The organism is Nocardia sp. NRRL S-836 (assembly GCF_001279525.1).
Taxonomy (GTDB): domain Bacteria; phylum Actinomycetota; class Actinomycetes; order Mycobacteriales; family Pseudonocardiaceae; genus Lentzea.
The window spans coordinates 52,366-72,502 of the sequence record NZ_LGDY01000092.1; the positions used below are offsets into that span (position 1 = coordinate 52,366).

At 66.9% G+C, this 20,137-nt stretch carries 17 protein-coding genes and 1 pseudogene; 13 read left to right on the plus strand and 5 right to left on the minus strand.

The genetic code is table 11. The features are described from left to right. Positions 1–63: 63 nt before the first annotated feature. The gene (locus tag ADL03_RS14945) at positions 64–585 is read left to right on the plus strand and encodes a hypothetical protein (RefSeq protein ID WP_053734051.1); all 522 of its coding nucleotides are present in this window, start codon (positions 64–66) and stop codon (positions 583–585) included. A 599-nt stretch (positions 586–1,184) separates the two neighbouring features. Continuing rightward, a complete protein-coding gene (locus ADL03_RS14950) occupies positions 1,185–1,739 on the plus strand; it encodes a hypothetical protein (protein ID WP_197288352.1) in 555 nt (184 codons plus the stop codon). Here the strand turns inward: ADL03_RS14950 and ADL03_RS14955 are convergent. Both ADL03_RS14955 and ADL03_RS14960 read right to left on the minus strand, forming a co-directional pair. Next, on the minus strand, positions 1,726–2,160 hold the full coding sequence (locus tag ADL03_RS14955) for a hypothetical protein (RefSeq protein WP_053734052.1): 435 nt from the start codon (positions 2,158–2,160) through the stop codon (positions 1,726–1,728). The genes ADL03_RS14950 and ADL03_RS14955 overlap by 14 nt on opposite strands. A gap of 184 nt (positions 2,161–2,344) precedes the next feature. Continuing rightward, complete coding sequence (locus tag ADL03_RS14960) at positions 2,345–2,929, minus strand: hypothetical protein (RefSeq protein ID WP_053734053.1); 585 nt, start codon at positions 2,927–2,929, stop codon at positions 2,345–2,347. A 631-nt stretch (positions 2,930–3,560) separates the two neighbouring features. On the opposite strand from ADL03_RS14960, the gene fxlM reads away from it, so the two are divergent. The 7 genes from fxlM (at position 3,561) to ADL03_RS14985 (ending at position 9,241) form a co-directional block, all read left to right on the plus strand. Continuing rightward, positions 3,561–4,826, plus strand: coding sequence for a methyltransferase, FxLD system (fxlM, locus tag ADL03_RS14965; RefSeq protein WP_053734054.1), 1,266 nt, complete (start codon positions 3,561–3,563; stop codon positions 4,824–4,826). 24 nt (positions 4,827–4,850) lie between these two features. Next, positions 4,851–5,024: an FxLD family lanthipeptide gene (gene fxlA, locus ADL03_RS46940; protein WP_157528640.1), complete on the plus strand. Its 174-nt coding sequence runs from the start codon at positions 4,851–4,853 to the stop codon at positions 5,022–5,024. 858 nt (positions 5,025–5,882) lie between these two features. Continuing rightward, entirely contained in the window at positions 5,883–6,593 is a 711-nt protein-coding gene (locus ADL03_RS14970; RefSeq protein ID WP_053734055.1) for a hypothetical protein, read from the plus strand. 331 nt (positions 6,594–6,924) lie between these two features. Next, complete coding sequence (locus tag ADL03_RS14975; protein WP_157528642.1) at positions 6,925–7,215, plus strand: hypothetical protein; 291 nt, start codon at positions 6,925–6,927, stop codon at positions 7,213–7,215. Between the two features lie 314 nt (positions 7,216–7,529). Next, on the plus strand, positions 7,530–7,913 hold the full coding sequence (locus tag ADL03_RS46945) for a hypothetical protein (RefSeq protein ID WP_157528644.1): 384 nt from the start codon (positions 7,530–7,532) through the stop codon (positions 7,911–7,913). Positions 7,914–7,998: 85 nt separating this feature from the next. After that, positions 7,999–8,754: a hypothetical protein gene (locus ADL03_RS14980; protein ID WP_157528646.1), complete on the plus strand. Its 756-nt coding sequence runs from the start codon at positions 7,999–8,001 to the stop codon at positions 8,752–8,754. 106 nt (positions 8,755–8,860) lie between these two features. Beyond that, a complete protein-coding gene (locus ADL03_RS14985) occupies positions 8,861–9,241 on the plus strand; it encodes a hypothetical protein (protein ID WP_157528648.1) in 381 nt (126 codons plus the stop codon). On the opposite strand, the gene ADL03_RS14990 is transcribed toward ADL03_RS14985, so the two are convergent. The 3 genes and pseudogenes from ADL03_RS14990 to ADL03_RS15000 form a co-directional block, all read right to left on the minus strand. Then, positions 9,238–11,778, minus strand: coding sequence for a hypothetical protein (locus ADL03_RS14990; protein ID WP_157528650.1), 2,541 nt, complete (start codon positions 11,776–11,778; stop codon positions 9,238–9,240). The genes ADL03_RS14985 and ADL03_RS14990 overlap by 4 nt on opposite strands. Further along, positions 11,775–12,104: a helix-turn-helix transcriptional regulator gene (locus ADL03_RS14995; RefSeq protein WP_053734060.1), complete on the minus strand. Its 330-nt coding sequence runs from the start codon at positions 12,102–12,104 to the stop codon at positions 11,775–11,777. The genes ADL03_RS14990 and ADL03_RS14995 overlap by 4 nt, the downstream gene beginning before the upstream one ends. Beyond that, positions 12,101–13,122, minus strand: a pseudogene (locus ADL03_RS15000) (tyrosine-type recombinase/integrase). Before ADL03_RS15000 ends, ADL03_RS14995 begins: the two are co-directional and overlap by 4 nt. Positions 13,123–13,803: 681 nt before the next feature. Here ADL03_RS15000 and ADL03_RS15005 point away from each other — a divergent pair. The 4 genes from ADL03_RS15005 (at position 13,804) to ADL03_RS15015 (ending at position 20,130) form a co-directional block, all read left to right on the plus strand. Then, positions 13,804–16,890 carry a hypothetical protein gene (locus ADL03_RS15005; RefSeq protein WP_053734061.1) on the plus strand — a complete coding sequence of 1,029 codons (3,087 nt, stop codon included), beginning with the start codon at positions 13,804–13,806 and terminating at the stop codon, positions 16,888–16,890. Positions 16,891–17,225: 335 nt separating this feature from the next. Then, positions 17,226–18,911, plus strand: coding sequence for an NB-ARC domain-containing protein (locus ADL03_RS15010; protein WP_082373159.1), 1,686 nt, complete (start codon positions 17,226–17,228; stop codon positions 18,909–18,911). Beyond that, entirely contained in the window at positions 18,908–19,144 is a 237-nt protein-coding gene (locus ADL03_RS46950; RefSeq protein ID WP_157528652.1) for a hypothetical protein, read from the plus strand. The genes ADL03_RS15010 and ADL03_RS46950 overlap by 4 nt, the downstream gene beginning before the upstream one ends. Positions 19,145–19,884: 740 nt before the next feature. Next, positions 19,885–20,130: a hypothetical protein gene (locus tag ADL03_RS15015; protein WP_157528654.1), complete on the plus strand. Its 246-nt coding sequence runs from the start codon at positions 19,885–19,887 to the stop codon at positions 20,128–20,130. Positions 20,131–20,137: the final 7 nt, after the last annotated feature.

Below are 20,137 nucleotides of genomic sequence, written 5' to 3' on the forward strand. Positions count from 1 at the left end.
GGAGACCACCCGCCGCTGACGGGAACGGCCCGGAGGGCGACGCCACACAGTCTGGGAGAGATCGTGAAGACCTACCTCCGTGCCGTTGCCGCCGCCTTGGTGGCCACGGCGGCCTTGTCCGGGCTGGCCCCCATGGCCAACGCGGCTCCCACCAAGGCTCCCGTCGAGCACGCACCGGCGGCAGCGATCCAGCTGACCGCCCAGGAACAGGCGCAGTGGGAGCGCCTCGTCTCCACCGAGGAAGGACGCCAGCGAGTCGTCACCGAGCTGCAGGAGGCGTTCGCCGGGGTCGCGGGCGTCGGCGTCGCCGCCCCGGAACCCGCCAAGGACGGCGAGATCCGCACCGAACTGGCGACCGGCATCACCGGTGACCACTTCTGGATCATCGCCTCCTACGCCGACATCGTGAACGGCGCGGTCTGGGCCGGCGTCCGCGCCTGCCAGCTCAGGCTCCCCGGCTGGCTGTGCACCGCGGCCGGCAACCTGCTCGTCGAGTGGGCCAAGGGCTGGGGCTCCGCGAACGACCACGGCGTCTGGGCCGAGGTCTACTGGCTGCCGCCGCGCATCGCCGCCGGCCGCTGGTAAGACCGGCAGCGCCACACGAGGTGTGCCCGGCGGACTCGCATCCGCCGGGCACACCTGCGTCCTGGCGTCGAGGCGCCACCATTACGGTGAAGTACAACGATCACCGAGTGTCCACCCAGGAGAACTCAAAGGCAGAACCCTGGGCATGATGCCCGGTGTTCCGGCCGGCATGGACACCGCGCTCTGGACGAGGAGACCCAGGTTCGCACCTGCCAAGCCGTCGTGGGCCAGCGGCTCCAGCTCGACGGCCCAAGACGCTGCCGATCACGCTGAAGTGTTCGCGCGGTCCACAAGCACGAACACCTCACAGCGCACGTACCGCCGCACGCCCTACGTCAACGCCTCGACCTGACGGCCCTTGCTCGTGAGCTCAGGGGTAGACCGGCGTCGGCCTGCGCGAGTCGATGTGCCGCGACTCCCGGACGATGATGTGCCCGTCGGGTAGAAACCCAGCAGGTGAGCCGCTACGCGCATCGTTATCTCACCCTGGGTAATCGGTCGCATCTTGTATGCGCCAGGATGGATGACCGACGCGTCCGGGGCGACCGCCTCATGACCGACGGACAAAGACAACGGCGCTGACAAACAAGGGGAACCGCGTGGCTGTGCGTGACGTGTACCTGCTCGCTCTGCACGAGCCCTACGAGTCTCCGCAGCACGCGGTGCCGATCAACGCCACGATCGTGCACGCCATGACCTTGCTGCACCCGGCGGTACCGCAGCCGGACGGTGGCCGCATGTACCGATGCCTGACCGAGTCACCCGCCCGCGCGGATGGTGACGTGGTTCCGCTGTCCACGCTGACCTTCGAGCTGGACGGTGGCCGAATGTGGCCGCAGGTCGCGGACTGGGAAGGGGTCGTCGACGCGGTAGTGCACCTTGCACGGAAACGGGGCTGCGACGCGATGTCGATGGGACTGCCGCAGCTCACCGCACTTTTGCTGAGCAGCGGCCCGAACACCGTCCACCAACTGCAGCAAGCGGACGGGTCCCGCTTCCAAGCGGGGCCGGTCGATCGGCTCGACCGACTGGGCGAGATGACCCGGCACGTCCAGCGGTTCTTGGAGGAAGGACCGTTCTGGCCGGGGGACAACCTCGTCGCACCACCCATCCAGCCGAACGTTATGCCCTACAAGCCCTTCAGCAGCACCTGACCGGCAACCTATCGTCAGAGCGATCATCGGCAGATACCTGCGGCATCGCACCGCGCACCTGTGCGGTGTCGTCCTCGGTGAGGTCGGTGGCGCCGGTGATGCGCTTGATGAAGATGTTCTTGGCGATCTGGTGCTGCTGGTCGCTCAGCTTCATGCCGGTCATCTCGCGCAGGTCGAAACGCTCGGGGAACGGGAAGCGCACCAGCTGCTCGGGGTAGCGGCCGGAGGACAGGATCCGCATGGCGGTGTCGACCACGTGCGCCGCGATCGTCGGGCCCAAGTGCATGGTGTCGATCAGGCTTGTGATCTCGTGGAAGGTGGCTACGTCCTCATCGAGCCTGATCGGCGTGGTGATGTCGAGCTCGATGCGTTCTATCGCCAACGCGATGTGGTCGAGGACCTTGCCGGGGTCGATGGTCATGCGGCCGCCTTCGACGACGCTGGCGCATGGGTGGTACCAGTCGAGCAGCTCGCCACGGCCTGCTCATCCGGCATGACTACGGGCCGCCCGCGAGCTCGATCCAGCCCATCAGCAGCGTCTGTGCTCGCGACGAATCGCCTTACGATCGCTCCACCCACCCCGCATACAGCATGACTTGACTCCTCTATGGAGTGATGAACGACTGAGCGTCATAAGACGCCCTCGCTGCGTACACGTGGACCCTGATCGTCAACCTCACAGCACGCGGGGCAGCGATGGGCTGCCCCAGGAGTCGTTCGGTCTCGACAGCGACAGAGGTGATCAGCCGGTCGTCCTCGAGCAAGCAGTGCAGAGGCTCTTCGTCAGGATTGGGTGCCCACCCCTTCGGAATTTGCTGGGCGCTGGGGACGGTCAGTGCGTCGAAGAGCGTCTTGAGCCGATTGTCGATGTCACCGCTGTCGATGAGTAGCCCGGCTGGCCCTGAGCGCAGCATGAGGATGTTCAAGCTCGCCCGGAGGTGTAGGTAGGGATGAACGACGGAGGCAAACGTGAACGCGCCGCGCAGGGTGTCTCGCACGGTGGTGAGGTGCTGCCCACCGCCGGCAGCGGACGGATCGATGAGTCCCGGCACGTCTTCGAGGCCTGACGTGGTCCACACCTCTTTAATCTGAGGATGTAGATCTTTGCGGATCTGGTGCTTGGCCTCGGCGGTATCGGAACGGGAACCGGCTGGAGGCAGGTCGCCGTCGTAGAACAACGTGAAGCGCATGGCCCGCGCCTTCCAGTCCGGGGTACGTTTCGCGCACCCTACTGTTCAGGCTCGGCGCGACGATTACCCCCGCAGTTCTGACCACTGATAAGTGGGCCCGCCGATGGGCTTTCCTGCGCGCGAGTTCGCTCGCCACCGTGCTGCCTGTGCCTGATGTGCTGTGGTTGTGGGGAAGGCGCCTGGTGCTCGGCGCCGCGATGGTCACCATCGAAGCGTTGCCGCAGCCCGTCGGTCCGTACACGTGGTGCGGCTGGCCCGTCTGTGACCGCTGCCGAGCCATCTGCGCGACAGCACGATCCGCGACGCCGTCACCGGCCGATGTGCCGGGCTGGCGAATCGACCGGCCGCGGGTGCGCGCGGCCTGAAACCGCACCACATGACGCACAGCCACACACCGCACTGACTGTGCTTGCTCATGCCGCAGGACTACGAGCCGCGAGGTCCGCGGCTCGCAGTGAGTTCGCTGACCGTTCCGGTGCGCTTGCGCCGTCGGCGGTCGACCGTCGTGCCGAAGGCGTGCCGAGGGCGTCATGTCCAGGGGTGCGACTCAGGCCCGAGGCTGCGGCGGTGCCGGGCGGCTCACCGTCAACAGGTCCACAAACCGGCAAACATCCTCTGAAAGAGTAATCAGGTGAACACACTCCGACACGACGACGTCACCGCCGCAGAGTTCCGCAACGCCTTGGTGGACACGCTCATCGCCAAGAAAAAGATCACGTCCGCAGAGGTGGAGCGGGCCTTTCGCACGGTGCCCCGGCACCTGTTCGTCGCCCAGGGAACGCCGCTGGAGGTCACCTACAGCGTCGACAACTCGGTCGCGATCAAGTACGCCCCGGACGGCGTGGTCATCTCCTCCACCAGCGCCGCGTACATCCAGGCGCGGATGATCGAACAGGCCGGGATCGACGAGGGCATGAGCGTGCTGGAGATCGGGTCCGGCGGTTTCAACGCGGCCCTGCTGGCCGAGGTCGTCGGCCCGGACGGCCGGGTGGTCAGTGTGGACATCGACCCGGAGGTGACCGATCGTGCCCGCGAACTGCTGGACGCGACCGGCTACGGCGGCCGGGTCAGCGTCGTGCAGGCCGACGTCGAGAACCCCCTGCCGGGCCTGGATGCACCGGTGGACGCGATCCTGGTGACGGTCGGCGCCTGGGACCTCGCGCCGGCCTGGCTTGCGCACCTGGGGGAGGGCGGCAGGATCGTCGTTCCGTTGCGGATGAACGGGATCACCCGCGTCATCGCGTTGCGCCGCGAGGGCGACCACCTGGTGAGCACCTCGGCCGAGGTGGCCGGGTTCGTCCCGATGCGGGGCGCAGGCGCCCGCGACGACCGGCTGTTCCTGCTGCCCGACCGCAATGGCCACCAGGTCACGCTGCGCTTCGACGGGGACGTCCCGCAGGACATGAGCCTGCTGGACGGGGCACTGGCGACCGAGCGCGCCGAGGTGTGGTCCGGCGTCACGATCAAGCACGGCGTGTCGTTTGCGGACCTGCACCTGTGGCTCGCCGCGTTCCTGCCCGGCTTCTGCAAGATTGCCGCGGACGAGGGCACCGACATGGCCGCCGAACGCAAAGGCTGGTTCCCCTTCGCCTCCGTGCAGCACGACTCGCTCGCCTACCTGGCCGTGCGCCCCGTACCTGGCGGCGGCGCGGGGGAGTTCGGCGCCCAAGCCTACGGAACACACGGCCAGGACGCCGCCACTGCGATGGTCGAGCAGATCCGGGCATGGGACCACCGCGGCCGCGACGCCGATCCTGCGTTCGCCTACTGGCCGACCGGCTCCCGCCTACCCGACTTCGGCGAGCACACGGCCGTGCTGCCCAAGAGGCACGGGATCGCCACGATCACCTGGCCGTCCGCGGCGAACGTCGCCGAAGACCAGGAAGCCCAGCAGTAACCGGAGAACAAGGAGGGCAGACGAATGTCGACAGCAGTGATCACGGCTACGGAGTCCGTGCAGAGCCAGGGAATCGTCGATGACAGCGAGTTCGAGCCGGACATGACGGTGGTGGAGGCCACCACCAGACTCGTGACCATGGCGTGCGACACCAGCGACGGGTGCGGCGAGATCTGCAACGGCAGCACCTGCTCCTAGTGCTCCGACGCGACCCACTCTGAATGACCCCGTCTGCCGCAAGGCCTTCAACCGCGAGCTACAGCTACTCGAGTGATCGCGCCGGCCGCGAGCCGGGCAAGATGACGACACTGCCCCCGCCCAGTCCACGTGGACCACGGCGCGGGGGAGACCGGTCGATCGCGGTGCGCACCTCGGTTAGCGAGCCGCCATGGCTGGTGTCCTCACGCTTGTCATCGACCAAGATGCTCAACGCACTCAGCCCCGTAACCAATGACCACGCGCTGCAGTGCGTGCGAAGAGCCACCACCGGCCCACCAAGCGAGCAGAAGTGCGCCAGCGCGTGAAGGACATCGTGGTCGGTACGACGACCTGGTTTAACCGCCTGTTGCGTTTCCATAACGGGCTGGAAGCCTCACGGTTCCTGTGCCTGAATTCGACCGGTCGGAACTTCGCATGGATGGCCATCACTGACGATGGCTCTCAGTTCCCCTGCTTCCTCGGTGCCGGCCGGCTGGAAACACGAGTTCCGATGGGAGGTCGAGCCAACTCGGGCTGCAAGCTGACCGGTCGAGACGCGGACTCCCTCAACTCGTCAACGGCATACCGACCGCCGAGCACTCACTGTCGCACCCACCAGCGTGCTCGCCAGCCCGCCAGGTGCTCCCTGTCGCCTGGACTGCGCTCGTGGGACGCGTTTCCTGCGGACGGCCGAGTGTATGCCAATCGACGAAACCACGTGTCCTGGCGCACCAACGCCCACAGGTTGTGCGAGTACTGCGCCCAAACAATCCCTGATCGCCCATCGAGGAAGGCCCGGCCCGGTTCAGGACGAACCAGGGACCGGGCCTTTGTCCTGTTCGAAAGGATCACACCGCCGTGCCCGACCACACGCTTGCTTCGCTCACCATCCACTCGTGTCCGCCGGACCGAGTGTCTGCGGTGCGCACCATCATGAACGACTACGGCTTGTGGGGTGAGGTAGGCGAGGCCAGCGGATACATACACCTCGGCACCGAGTACTTCTCACCCGGCGAATTCGTCTGCGGGGACACGGAAACGGTGACGGAACTTGTGATTCAGGCCGCACCGGAGGCCTCGTTCACAATCTATGAGGTGCCCGCCTACGACGGGGTGGGCTGGACGTTCACGTACGTGCCGGAGTTGGGCATCTTCGACGCGCACTGCGACAAGCTGGGCGAACCGCTGCTTCGACAATCGGTGTTGCGAAAGGTTCTCACCGAGCCGGCAACCGCGCGCCGCAGGGCCTTGGGTCTGCCATGGCGCACAGCAGTCAGCAAGATGGCCGCAGGCCTCGTTCTCGCACCGGACTTCTACAGCGCGTACTGGAACGCCGGCGACGACACGATCACGGTCGACTTCGAAGGGCGGCGTGACGACAAGCCCTTCTATGTCGGCACCACCGATCCCAGCGAAACCCTCACCAGCTGGGGCTTCTCCTGCGTCAACACCTGGATCCCGCTTGATGCCGCCACCAGGCGACAAGTCCTCAAAGCACATCCTCGCTGGTACTGGTTCCCGAAGGAGGAGTTCTCGATGACCGTTGTCCGCCGCTCTCCTTCGGCCTGACCAGCGCCACCTGCGCCCCGTCCCGATCACACAAGGCAGTAAGTCGTGCGCGACCACATTCCGGCGTGCCGCGCACCAGCCCGTCGTGCCCCACAACGGTGCTCCCGTCGATCTGCCACTGCGTTTCTCCCTGCATATCACCACATCCCGCATCCGGCGGGACGCGCAGACGCTGCGCCACCGACGGTCAGGTGTCAAGCCTGCCCTTGAACATCCCGGACACGCTTGACCCCTCTCGTTGCCGGCGCCGAACGAGCGCGCTCCGTCGAACGCGGGGCCGCAGCAGCAAATCCTCCCGCCCTGCCCCCCGGCAAGCACCGCGGGTTGCCGCTTGTTCAACAACTCCAGGAGAGAATCGCCCATGGGCGCAAGTACTTTCATCACATACGGCGAGGGCGCGGACATCGCCACCGCGCTCCGGGGGGCCATGGAGGACGCCCAGTACGAATACGGCCACCGCGCCTACACCGGCACCATCGCTGAGAAGAACTCCTACGTCGCCATCGACGACGTATCGCGCCCCCAAGCGACGCCGAGGCGCTTGCTGCCGAACTGCTCAACATCAACGACGAGCGGATCGCTGACAAGTGGGGCCCGCCGGGGCTATCGCCGTGCGCCATGAAGCGACCGATGTGACCGCGACGATTCCTGCGACCGCCGACTCGACAAGCCCTTTTGGCAATCGCAAGCGGCAGCGCCGGCGTCGCCGTCCAACAGAGCGACGCCCCTGGCGCTACTCCCGGATCACCTCAGGTGACAGGCTGGCCGTTCTTCGGCTGGGCCAGCTGCTGACAGCCTCTCCTGCCTCACACCGCGACTCGAAGGCCCGGCGTCGGTTCTCCCAACCAGCACCGGGCCTTCGTGGCGTCCAGCCTTCCGCACGAGGTCAACCAGTCCCGTCGTGCTCACCTGTAACCGAGTTATGAGAGAGACCCCATGAGCCCGTCGACGATTGATCCCAGCATTCTCAGCCACGTCGTTGCTCCGACGGGAGCCGTGCTTCAACCGCTGCAACAGCCGCTCGGTGATCGCGTGCCCGAGGATCTCGCCCGGAAAGCCGTTCACCAGGCGCAGACCGCCCTTGGTTTGGTGCGTCCGCCGCCCGCCGCGCGGCCGCTGATCTCGGTGCGCGGCGAACCTCCTCCGCGAGTAGTGCTCGGGTTCGGCCTCGGCTGCGACTCGAGCGCAATTCTGGCACGCTGGCTCAGCGAGCCGCTCAGCCGCGACTTCGCACTCAACGAGCTCGCGGTGGTGACCGCGATGACCGGCCAGGAATGGCCGGCGACGCGCCTGCTCGTCGATATTGGTAATCCCGGTTAACAGGACATCCTGAATTCCTCGATCCTGCTGCTGCTGGCATACTGGAGCTGTGCATGGCAGCCGAGTCCACGAGCAGGTGGTTTCGGTGCGCGCCGAGCACGTCGAGCTGGACCTGGACTGTTCTCCGGATGCTGCTGATCTTGATCAGAAACCGTCTGCCGAGTTGCTGGTTGCGGTGCGTGACGTGATCGAGCGCATGCCCCTGCCAAAGCCTGGCATTGCGCGTGGAAGCATCGAGCGGTCGGTGCCTCTCTCGTCCGCGTCCGACGACGTTGACATCCTTGTTGACCTTGAGCTGCGCGGTCTCGTCAACGACTCCGTAGCTGCATCGGGGCTTGGGCCTCGTCATGTTCGTGCCTTGATGGCCGAGGAGCTGAACAGGGCGCTCGATGAGGGTCGCATCGCCCTCGCGACCGATGAGCTTGATGAACAGGCCCCTGCGGCCACTAAAGCGCGGGAAGAGCCGCCCGTCATTTGGGGGCAGGTTCCCCGCCGACGGGCCGACTTTGTGGGACGGGAAGAGCTGCTCGCCCAGCTGGACGCGCGGCTCGGGGCGCCGCTGGAGCTGGCCGGGCTGCCTGGGTGGCTTGCGCCGCTGTTGGAGTCGCAAGCCGTCTTGAAGGCGTTCTTGCGGCGACTGATCAAGCTGGGTCGGCGATCCAGCGCCGCCAGGCAATTGGCAGCGGAGTGCGCTCGGCTGACGTCTCGATCTTCGGCTGCGTGTTCTGAGATGCCTTCGGCCGGAGTTGTGTTGCTCTTGGCCCGAGTGCCTCGTGGTCCGAACGCTCGTCGGATGGCCTCAACTCAGGTCATCGACGGGGAGTTGGTCGCCGCGGCGTAACGCGCGAGCTCTCCGGATGACCTTTCCTGGTCATCGTTTGGAGAGCCGGTCGTCGTGGTGGTTTCGCGCACCGTCCTCCAGCTGGAGTTCGTAGGAGCCGAGCGCGGTGGAGTGGCAGGTTGTTCTCGTCAGGCTTGCGGAGTCTGGCGTGTCGGGGTGGTTTTTCGTTGCTATCGCAGTGATCCATGCAGTGCGCGACATCATCTTGGGTGTGTGCTCGTACCGATCGACGATGGATCCGCGGCTGGTCGACGCGCGGACGCGGCGCTTGATCGCGAAGCGTGTTGTGAGGTCAGCGCGGCTGACCGATGTGCCAGTCGAGGTCGTTCAGCAGTGGACTGACGGGCTCTTCGAGACCGACCAGATCGAGTCGAACACCGAACCGACCTCAACGGCTTCCGGCGGTGCGCTCGAGCCGCCCGGTGCCGACCGAGATCCGTGGTGGAGACGGGTCTGGCGGTCGCGGTGGCGCCGAAGCATCGGCTAGCGCCGCTGGTTTCGTCGAGCAAGTTCTGCCGCGTAGTCGGAACGCGTGTTGCCGGCGGCCTGGTTCCAGAGTGTCGCCGTTCTCGTATCCAGGTTGAGCAGGTCCGCGAGCACTGATGCGGGTAGTTGGGCGGCCAGATCCATGAGGGCGGTGTTGCGGGCGTGGCGTGCTCGGATGCCCAGTGTTTTCAGGCGTCGCATGATCTGTCGGGCGCTGAGATGCTGGCCGGGTGCTCCGCCGGGGAACAGCCAGGTCATGTCGAGGGTGCGGCCGATGACGGCGTGGCCGTGTCGGCGTTCGACGAGGTCGAGGACGAGTTGGTCGAGCGGCGGAGGCAGTTCCAGCGGCTTGTTTCCCAGGTGAAGCAGCACTGCCCGGTCGCTGACGCGCTGTGTCACGAGGTCGAGGGTGATGGTGGCGGTGCGGGTGAGTGGCTGTGCGAAGAGCAGCAGGAGCAGCCCGGCGACGCGGTCGACGGGGTCCAGAGTCGTGTCGTGCAGGAGCTCTTTGGCTTTGGACCATCGCTCGTCGCTGTCGATGAACGACGTGCGCAGGTTGGCCTGCGACCGAGCCGGGACCTCGATGGCACCGGCGTGACCGCGGCGGACGGCCCAGCTGACGAACGTGCGTGTTCCGTGGCGGTAGGTGCTGCCGTCGGCCAGCCACTGATCAATGTCGGCCTGGTCGCAGTCGGCGAGGCTGGTGCCGCGGGCGTGCAGCCAGGCGATCAGGTGGCAGGCGAGGCGGACCTCGCGTTTGACCACGACGGCCTGCGAGAACGTGGTCCTGCGCTCGGGGAAGCCTCGGCGCAGGCGCCGCATGTGCGTCCAGGTGACGAACCGGCGGACGATCTGACGCTCGGCGGCGTCGGGAAGCTGGTCATCGAGGAACGGGCCGAGCCAGCGTTCCAGCGCGGCGAGGCGTTCGTCGCGGTCGGCCAGGACGCCTTGGGCGACGAGTGCCGCTCGGAGCCGGTTGGCGGACTTGGGCGGGGTGAGCCCGTCGAGCAACGCATGCGTGACCGGCTGGGGCTCGCGGCCAATCGCGGCCAGGATCCGGCGGGGAGCGGCGTGCGAGAGCCAGAGCAGGATCCTGCTGGCGGGGCTGGTGGTCAGCGCGGTGAAGACGGGTTCGTGAGCGGGGTACAGGACGCCCTCGTCATCACTGAGAAGGTCGTGCAGCTGCTGGCGGGCGGCGCAGTTGCTGCAGAGGCCGTGGTGATGCAGCCGCTCGAACCCTCCGCAGCGGATGCAGTTGCGCAGGGAGACCGGATGCCTGCCGTAGCAGGTTCCGCACAGAGCTTCCCCTTCCGATGTCCGGCCGTTGACGTGCATCACTCGTCCGCATCGGCTGCACTCTTCTTTGCGCCGGCCGCATGCGTGGCAGAGCGCTCCTCCGTCCGCGGTGCGAACACTGACCAAGCGGGCGCGGCCGCAGCGGGTGCAGGTCTCGGGTGGCCGCAGCTTGGACATGCAGTTCTCGCAGAGCGGTGCGTCGGTGCTCGCCCGGTAACAGGGTTTGCCCTGCCCGCAGCCCGAGCAGGTCGCGGTCGGGGGCCGGTAGCAGGAGGCGCAGAGGGTCTCGCGGCTGTTGTTGACCACGGGGGTCGCTTGCCGGCCGCAGCGGCTGCAGCGCTGGAAGTTGAGAGGGTCGCGGCGAACGCAGGTGTGACAGACGGCCTGGCCGTCCAGCCCGCGGGTGGCGATGCGTTTGGCGACGCCGCAGTGCCCGCAGGGTTCGGTCCGTGCGCGCTCGTAACAGTTGCGGCAGCAGCGCAGGCCGTCGAGCTGAAATTTGAGGCGACGTCGTTTTCCGCAGGACAGGCAACTCGGGATGGTGACCCCGCGGGCTCCCTGCTCGACCAGGCAGTCGAGCAGGGCGAGCAGTCGCGGTGTGCCCCGAGCGCCCTCGCCGGTCAGCGGCGCCGGGTTCTCCTCGAGTGCCCAGGCCAGGTGCTGGCGCTGAGCGGGCATGGGGACTGTGGCGGTGATCAGCTCGGCCAGGCGGTCGCCGTCGAGCCCGGTGTCCAGCCGGTCGAGCTGGGCGGTGATCGAGTCGACCGGATCGCCGTCGCCGTCGCCGGGAGGGCAGACCTGGCAGAGCGGACGGCCGCAGCGGTCGCGATAGGCGACCGCTGCCTTGCGGCCGCAGGAGCCGCAGACCGCCTCGCGCTGCAGGATGGCGCAATAGCCGCAGATCCGCTCCTTGGTGCCGGTGGCCAGGCTGTTGAGCGAATTCTGCTTGCCGCAGTGGGCGCAGCGCGGCCGCGTGACGCGGGTCGACCCGACCGCGAGCAGAGCGCCGATGAGCACTGCGACGAGCTTCGGGCCTTCCGGTCTGCCGGAGACGAGCAGGCCCGGGTCGTCGTGCAGCGCGTGGGCCAGCTTGCGCATCCGCGGTTTGTGGACGGTGATCCCGCGCACGACCTCCTCGATTACCGCCGGGTCGAGGCCGGGGTCGGCGGCCGCGACGATCTCCGCCACGACCTCGTGCGGGTCGGTCAAAAACCGCGGCTGTCGCGAGTCTGGGTTCGTCACGACGTCGGCGTGATCCTCGCCCGCTTGGGCCGGAAGTCGCCGACCCCGGCGGTGGACTCGCCGACGGCGGTCTTGCGCGGCTTGCTCGTGCGCGCCGCGACGGGGGTGACGAGTTCCTCCATGCGGCAGCCGAGGATGTCCAGCAGCGCGACCAGCGTCTTGAGGCTCAGCCGCTCCGGTTTGTCCACCACGAGCCGATAGATTTGGCTGGCCGACAGGTCGATGCCGCGTTCAGCGAGCAGGGGCCGCAGATCCGTGGTGGAGAACATGCCGCGGGTCGCCATGATCTCCCGCAGATGCCACTCGTAGTCCAGCTTGGCCGTCATCGCGCCCCTTCCTGGGAGTCCAGCGCCCGTTCGAGCGCCTTGCGCATCATCGTGTTCATGAAGTCGGTGCTCACGCCGGTGTAAATCGCGGTCGTCGACGCGTAGCGGTGCCCGACCTGCTCCTGCACGAACTTCAGATCGGTGCCGTCCTCGATAAGGTGGGTGACGTAGGAGTGGCGCAGGCAGTGCGGCGACAGCTCCTCGTCCATTCCGAGCTCGTCGCGGTAGGCAGCGAACCGATCCTCGATGTCACCTGGCCGGAGCCGCGAGCCCCGCTCAGTCAGCCAGAGCGCGTGGCGATCCGCGCCTTCGGGGAACCGGGGACGGATGTTGACCACGTAGTCCTCGACCGCTTCGACCGCCCAGGGCATCACGCTCGCGACCATGCGCCGCTGAGGTGGCGAACCCTTCGTGCTCTTGCCGTAGCGGACCTGCAACAAGCCGAACCTGCCCAGCTCAGGGGCCTTCGGGTTGCGATAGAAGTCGATGGTGTCGAGCTTGGACGTCTCCGTGCAGCGCAGTCGCCAGCCATAGATCGCCTTGAAGACCCTGGCGTCGCGGTAGGCGGTCAACGCGCCTTTGCGGCCGAGCTGGATCGCGCGCTCGACCCGGCCGTCGGCGAAGTCGAAGAACCTCTGGATCTCCTCGCGGGTCATCGGACGCCGCTTGGCGTCGCCCTCGTAGTCCGTCAGATGCGCGGCGGTGTTCACTCGTGACACACCTGCGTCGGATGAGTACCGAAGCGCTCCTCGCAGATCTCGACCCACCGGTAGTGCGGTGAGGTGATGTAGTTGCAGAACTGCCGCAACGCGACCTGGTAGCTGCGGATCGTGGACTTGGCCTTGCGCTCCTCGCCGATCAGAGTCGCCATGAACTCGTCCACATCGGACGCCATCCAGTGCCATGGGTACTTGTCGCAGAACAGAATCAGGCGGCGAATCACGCTCTCGCGGTCGTTGATCGTTTTCGGCAGCAGCCGCCGGCCACCGAGTTGTTGCTTGGCCCGGCCCGACAGCATCGCCTTCAGCACAGCGTCCTCGGGGTGCAGCAGCGCGACGCCGCCGACCAGCTCCAACCGTGCCGAACCCAAAGGCTCTTCTCCACGATCGACCACCGCACTCCCTCCGCTGAGTGCACGTATCATGCATCAGATGACCGATACGCACCAAAGGTGCACGTCAGGGGCGTGCTTCCATTGATCGGCGATGCTCTAGGCTCGATGCAGCGTGCTGCGCGTTCGCTCGCAGCGATCATGCGTCTGTTGCAATTTCCGAGGGTCGGAAAACCTGTTGCCGCGTATGGCCGCAGCCGGGGTGCGCTACATCCAGGTCGCCCGCCGCGGGCCCCGGCAGGCCGACGGCGTGGACATTCTCTCTGACACCCGCGCGCCGGATCGGCTGCTCCTGGTCGGCGCCTGGACGCTCGCCAACGAGATGTTCGACGGCGCTGTCGTCCCGCAGACCGCCGGCGATCGCCTGCGCTCCCTTCTCTGCACTAAGCAAGCCGACACGCCGGAGCGGGCTGAGGGCTGCTGCGCCGCTCGCAGCCCTCAGGGTAAGTGGTGCAGCCGTCGGAGCGTTCCTGCCGCACCTCTATCCGCTCGTCACTGTGATGTGTTTCGGAACGTGCGGTCATGTCGATGAGCAGATACGGGAGCCATCAAGTTCGGAAGGGCTTCAGTACCCGTCGGAGGTACCCGATGGTGCAGACTTCGGTGATGGATCGACCAGGTGAGATCACTCCTGCCACGCTCGCCCCCCGGCTCGCCGACCTGCCGACTCACGAGATGGCTTGGGAAAGCTTCGAGCTTCTCCTACGGCGGATGGCGCGGGAGATCCGCGGTCTGCGGCAGGTGCAGCTCTACGGGGCCCGGGGGCAGGCGCAGTACGGCATCGACATCGTCGGGCGGAACGCCGACGATATGGGTGAGGCGATCCAGAGCAAGAAGTACATCGAATTTACCAAGAAGGACTTGACCGACGCGGTGACAAAATTCCTTGACGAGCGGTCCAAGCTGCCGTTTGAGGTCGAGCGGTTGATCGTCGCAGCAGGTTGCCATGTGGACCGCACGGAAATCATCAACGAGCTGTACCGGTTCAACCGAGAGCACCACGGCCTTGAGATCGAACTCTGGGATCGCCGTAGCATCGGTGACGAGCTGCGTGGCCGCCGTGATCTCGTCACGGAGTTCTTCGGCGATACAACAGCGGAATTGTTTTGTTATCCCGGTCCACCCCATGTAGTACTCGCCCCGCCCGCCGACCGGATCGGGATGGCGGACGCACTGATGCGAGGCCCTGCGGCGGCGGTCGGCGCGGATCGGCACCTCGACGAAGCCGCCCGCCTGGAAGCGGAAGACCCGCGCGGCGCGGCCCAGGAGCTGCAACACGCCGAAGCGTTGCTGGCCGGTGGGAGCTTCGGTGCGCACGCCGCAGTCCTCACCCGCCGTCGGGCTGAACTTCTGGCGGCCGCGGGCGACCATGCAGAGGCCGCAACGCTGTTGAGCCGGCGCTTCTGGCATGCACTAGACAACTACGACCGGGACGAAGCCGAGGGGGTCGCCCAGTCTTTGCATCGCGTGGGGGAAGCCGCTGGCGGCCTGGCAGTCGATGCGATCGCTCAGGCTGCGATTCAGGTCGTGCGCCATCCGATCGGGTTGCCCTCGGTCGAATTCGCCGGAACGTGGACAGAACAGGCACCGAACGAAGTCGCGCGGCTCGCCTTGCTGACGGCCGAGACCGCCGCCATCGACTTCGAGAGCCCGTGGAGAGGCGAGAACGCGGATCTGCTGAATCGGTGCGCCGACGCGGTGTCCGGAGCCGGCCCGGAGGCGGAAGAGCTAATTCACCGCATACGCACGGAGATCGCCGACGCCACCGGAGACTGGACGGAACTGCTCGATCGGGCACGCCGCCGCCGGGTCGCCCGGGGCACAGCGGCACTTATCCTGGCTCGCTACGCGATGCACAACGCCGAACGCGGTGCTTTCGCCGCGGCCGACGAGTCCTGGGAAGAGGCAATCGAGCAAGCTTGCCTGGACGGCCGCAACAACGCCGCCGCCGAGTGGGTCCATTCGCGTCGCAACCTCCACTCACGACACCGCGGCCTGGCAGCGGATCTCGACGACTTTCCCAACTTGGTCAAAAGCCTCTGGCAGGCAGGTGATGCAACAGGCCCGTCACCGGCGCAAAGGATCGAGGTTCGGGCTCTCCAGGCCATCGCCCAAGACAAGCCTCACGTAGCCGCACCACGGCTGCGAGCCTGGCTGCGCTTTGCGCACTCCCAGGGCTATTGGGGAGAAGTCAACTACGTGCAAACCTTGCTCGCCAACACGTATCGGCATGCCGATGAACCCGACCATGCGGCAACTCTGCTGATTTCGGCTGGCCAAGCCAGCGCAGCCGAGGAGCTGGCCAAAGAAGTCGGCGACCGATACCTGGACGTGCGGCCCTGGCTGACTGCACCAGCATACTGGGCGTCGGCGTCGGCCTTCCGGCTGCTAGCGGCCCAGGCCGATCTGGTACCCGACCACGACGTCGACGAGATGGTCGACAGCGCGCTTGAGGCCCTGACCAATGTACGGACCGGTCAGTTGCAGGACACGCCGTTCTTCTCGCCGTCGTTGGCATTGGCCGCTCTGAAGACCGCGTCCGCGCTGGCTGGTCGCCTCACGGTCGAGCGGGCCGCACGGTTGCTCGACTACCTCCGACCTCACGTACCGCGTGGAAAGAACCGGTACCGGCACACCGATGACGACCACGTCCGCGCCTGCGTCGCGATCGCCACCGCCCACGCCTCGCTGCGCGAAGAAGCGGTCGGCCAGCTACTGGGCCTGCTCGCGGAACCCACGTCTGGGGTCGCTCAGAAGGTCGAGGAAGAAGCCGGCGACCTGGTCACCCGGCACCCGGACCTGGTCCGCGATCGCCTGACGGAGCTGGCCGCGCAGGACAACCGTTTCGCCGGCTCGCTGCTCGCCCTGATCACCGACGAGCCGTCGGAGGCTCAGCTCGCCGACGCTCGCGCCGCCGCCGAGCAGCTGAAGGCGCCTTCGCGCAATACCGCGGAGGTTGTGAGTGTGGGGATAGGGGCCGTGCGGCAGTCGCTGCTGGCCCGGCACTTGCCGCCAGATGAACGGGCCGTGCTGGTACAGGCGCAGCTCGATCGAGCCGCATCGCCGTACGAACCGGGCAGCAACCGCGCCGACTATTACCTGGCCGCGGCCAACTTGTCGACAGATCTGGAAGACGTCGAAGGCCTCTTTGCCGAAGCGCTCGTTCGGGCCGGCGATCCGAAACCCTCGCACGCCGACCTGGTCGTCGATCTCGGCAACCATCCGCTCGGGATGTACCGTACGACCGGGACGATAACCGACACCCGCCCTTACGCCGTGCTTTTGGCGGCAGCGCTCGCCCGCACCGAGGAACAGAAGATACGCGTACGCACATCCGCACTTGGGTTGCTGGGATCTGGACAGAACTCTGTGTACCACGCGGTGCGCGCGTTGCAGATCCTCGGCGTCGAAAAGTTGCTCCAACATGTGACGCTGCTGGCAGTACACCAGGACTGGGCCACTCGTTGCCTCGCGGCCGTCACGTGGCCGCGCAGCGCACCCACCGACGCCACCGTTGGGCTACTCCTGGCCCGCGATCCCGACCAGCGAGTTCGGCGCTCACTTGCTGGCGCGCTCCGCGAGCACCACAGCGAGCCCGCCGAGCGGGTCAGAGAAGTTCTTCGTGCGGATCCGCGGCATAGCGTCCGCCGGTTGCTGGACCAGCCATCGGCGTAGGGCGTGGGTCGCTGGAGACCAGGCTGTGCTCGCTGCAGGTCGGCGGATGTTTGCCCGCAATGACATGGACCTCAACGAAGAACGAGCCGACGCTCCCCACGCCTAGGCGCAGGAAGCCGTCGGCGACCTGCCTGTTCTTCGCAGTATGGAACGGCGTGGAGACCAGCAGTCGAACACACTCATCTGCCGAAGAGCGGACGTTTTGACGAGTGCGGTTGGCGGCTGAGGAACGTGGCGTGCCGGAGGCGTTGCGGCCGCGCTCGACGGCTCCTCTGTTCGGGTTAGCGTGTGGGTTTCCTGTCGGGTGTGGGAGTCGGTGGCGGGATACTGGATCGATGAGCGACGGCCCGGACGTGCCGGAGGACGGAGTCACCGTCGACAACGGTGTAAACGGGGATGTGTCTGGGTCAGTTGTGCAAGCCGGCGTGGTCCACGGCGGTGTGCATTTTCACCAGCAGGGCCACCGGCCGGTTGTGACTTTTCCTTATCGGGCCGGTGTCGCGCCGCTTCGAGCGGCGGCGTTTCAGAACCGTGAGGGGACGACACGTCTGCTGGCGCAGGCGTTGGAACGTGGGGACGCGGCGGTGCTGACCGGTCAGTCGGCTGTGCACACCGGTGTGGTGTCGGGGTTGGGCGGGGTCGGCAAGACGCAGGTCGCGTTGGACTATGCCCAGCGGTTGTGGGCTGCGGGTGAGGTGGAGTTGTGGGTGTGGGTGACGGCGGGATCGCGCGAGGCGATCGTGTCCAGCTACGCGCGCCTGGCCGCGGACCTCACCGGTGTCGAGGGTTCCGATCCCGAGGATGGCGCACGGCGCGTTCTGAAATGGCTGTCTGCGGCGTCGGTCCGGTGGCTGATTGTGCTCGACGATGTGCAGAACCCCGCGGATCTTCGAGGATTGTGGCCACCTGCTGCGACCGGCGGCCGGGTAGTGGTGACCACCCGCCGTCGTGATGCCGCATTGCGTGGGCACGGCCGGTGCCTGGTCGAGGTCGACGTGTTCACCGAGCAGGAAGCCGAGGCGTACCTGCGGTCCGCGCTGGCAGACCAGCCACACCTCACGTTCGGCGCGGCCGAGCTCGCTGCAGGGCTGGGGTGTCTGCCGCTGGCGTTGGCGCAGGCCGCCGCGTTCATGCTCGACCGCGGCCTGTCCTGCACCGAGTACCACGCCCGCTGGACAAACCGCCGCCGAAGTCTGGCATCGTTGCTACCCGAGCCGGATGGGCTGCCGGACGAGCACCGTGCCACCGTGGCCACCACCTGGTCGTTGTCGGTCGAGCAGGCCAACCGGCTGGAGCCAGTGGGCGTTGCGGGGGTGCTGCTGGAGGTCGCCAGCGTGCTCGATCCCAACGGCATCCCCGCCTACCTATTCACCTCCCCGGCGATCACCGGCCTGCTCACGATGGGCACAGGGAAAGAGGTGGACGCCGAGCGGGCACGTGATGGGTTGAGGTGCCTGCACCGGCTCAACCTGATCACCCTGAACCAGGACACGACGTCTGCGGCGGTGCGAGTTCACGCGCTGGTGCAACGCGCCACCCGTGACACCTTGACCGAACACCAGTTCGCGACAGTGACGTCTGCGGCGGCGGACGCACTGCTGCACAGCTGGCCGGAGAACGAACGCGATACCACACTGGCACAGGTACTGCGCGCCAAGACCGACACCCTCGCCGACGTGGCCGGTGAACACCTGTGGAAGCCCGACGGACATGCCGTGCTGTTCCGCGCGGGGAACAGCCTCGGCGACGGCGGGCTGGTTACCGAGGCACGAGACCACTTCCTCCTGTTGCACACCACCGCCACACAGCGCTTAGGGCCCGACCACCCGGACACCCTGATCATCCGCGGCGACCTCGCCTACTGGAGGGGTGAGGCGGGGGATCCGGCCGGCGCCGCCGCCGCGTTCGCGGAGCTGCTCACCGACCAGTTGCGGGTCCTGGGATCCGACCACCCGGACACCCTGACCACCCGCGGCGACCTCGCCTACTGGAAGCGAATGGTCAGCCGCGTAAGCGAGTGAAGCTCTCGACGCCACTTGAAGATCAAATGAGCGCAGCTGCGACGGCTCTGTCGTCGCACTCTCATGTCGCATCGGTCTCCGATCACCCCGGGAAGCACGGTCCACTGCTCGTGGTCGCCGCCGGAGCCGCCATGTTCATGCTGTCCTACGAGCTGTTCGCCGTCACCGGTCCAGCCATCGCGCTAATCGCGGTCGCGTTCGTCACTGCCGGGATCGGCATCTGCTGCGCCTAAACCGCCGAACACGTCGCCATCACCGCCCTCGCGCCCGAACACCTCCGCAGCTCGGCGTTCGGGCTGCTGGTCACCGTCCATGCTGGCGGCAACGTCATGGCCAGCACGATCGCCGGACTGCTCTACACCGTCGCCTCACCTGTAATCGCCTTCGGCCGCGTCGCTGCCTGCATGGCACTTGCCCTCGCGCACTGGCTGGGCCGCCAACCAGACACCGTTCGTTTCTGCGCAATCCGACCGCCGAGCAAGCTCTTGCCCCGCCAATCGGGACACTCAAACGAAGTATGAGCTACAGCACACAATCGTTGCGGAAAAGGAGACACGTGATCGTCCAATCCAGACTCGATGGAGACGAACTCCACGCCGTCCGAACAGGACATGGACTCATCTAGACACGGCAACTGCAGACAGAAACTGCCCTTTCGCCTTGACCAATGCCGCAGGCCGAGCAGAAGCGGTAGCCCGGTTCATTGCCGAACCGGATGCCGGCGTTCTCGCGTTGGCGATGGAGTTCGCGGCGACCTGCCTCAACCCGACACAAGGCCTGATCAAGGGCCCGCGGCACCCTCGCGCAGCGCAGCTCGGTCGGCACCGGCGCGGTACTCGCGGCGTTCGCCGAGTTGCTGGCCAGCCTGCCGTGGGCAGTCTATGACGTTCGCCGCGCAGTGTCACCGCGCACGGACGGAAAGACGAACCACTCACGGTCGGTGCGCATCCTCGATGTCGGCGAACCTGGCCTCATGCGCGCCCGGCTGGACCAACGCGCCCGCTGCGCGGGCGCCGCGGTGACCATCGGCGACCCGGCGTTCCCCGACGACACCCACCCACGTGCCTGGCTGCGCCTCCGCGACCAGCAACAGCTCGCCTACGGCGCGCCGACTGCTGAGCAGTTCCTCACCATCGCGCCCGCCACCGCGATGCCCAAGACCGGCCCGGCGTTCCCCGCCGCATGGGCGGCTGCCTCCCAGATCCGCCTCATCGTCTGAAATCCCT

Coding starts and splice junctions, on each gene's coding strand:
- ADL03_RS15010 (WP_082373159.1), top strand. CDS start 17,226: ATGAGCGACGGCCCGGACGTGCCGGAGGACGGAGTCACCGTCGACAAC.
- fxlA (WP_157528640.1), top strand. CDS start 4,851: ATGTCGACAGCAGTGATCACGGCTACGGAGTCCGTGCAGAGCCAGGGA.
- ADL03_RS14995 (WP_053734060.1), bottom strand. CDS start 12,104: ATGACGGCCAAGCTGGACTACGAGTGGCATCTGCGGGAGATCATGGCG.
- ADL03_RS15015 (WP_157528654.1), top strand. CDS start 19,885: ATGCGCGCCCGGCTGGACCAACGCGCCCGCTGCGCGGGCGCCGCGGTG.
- ADL03_RS15005 (WP_053734061.1), top strand. CDS start 13,804: ATGGTGCAGACTTCGGTGATGGATCGACCAGGTGAGATCACTCCTGCC.
- ADL03_RS46945 (WP_157528644.1), top strand. CDS start 7,530: ATGAGCCCGTCGACGATTGATCCCAGCATTCTCAGCCACGTCGTTGCT.
- ADL03_RS14960 (WP_053734053.1), bottom strand. CDS start 2,929: ATGCGCTTCACGTTGTTCTACGACGGCGACCTGCCTCCAGCCGGTTCC.
- ADL03_RS14955 (WP_053734052.1), bottom strand. CDS start 2,160: ATGACCATCGACCCCGGCAAGGTCCTCGACCACATCGCGTTGGCGATA.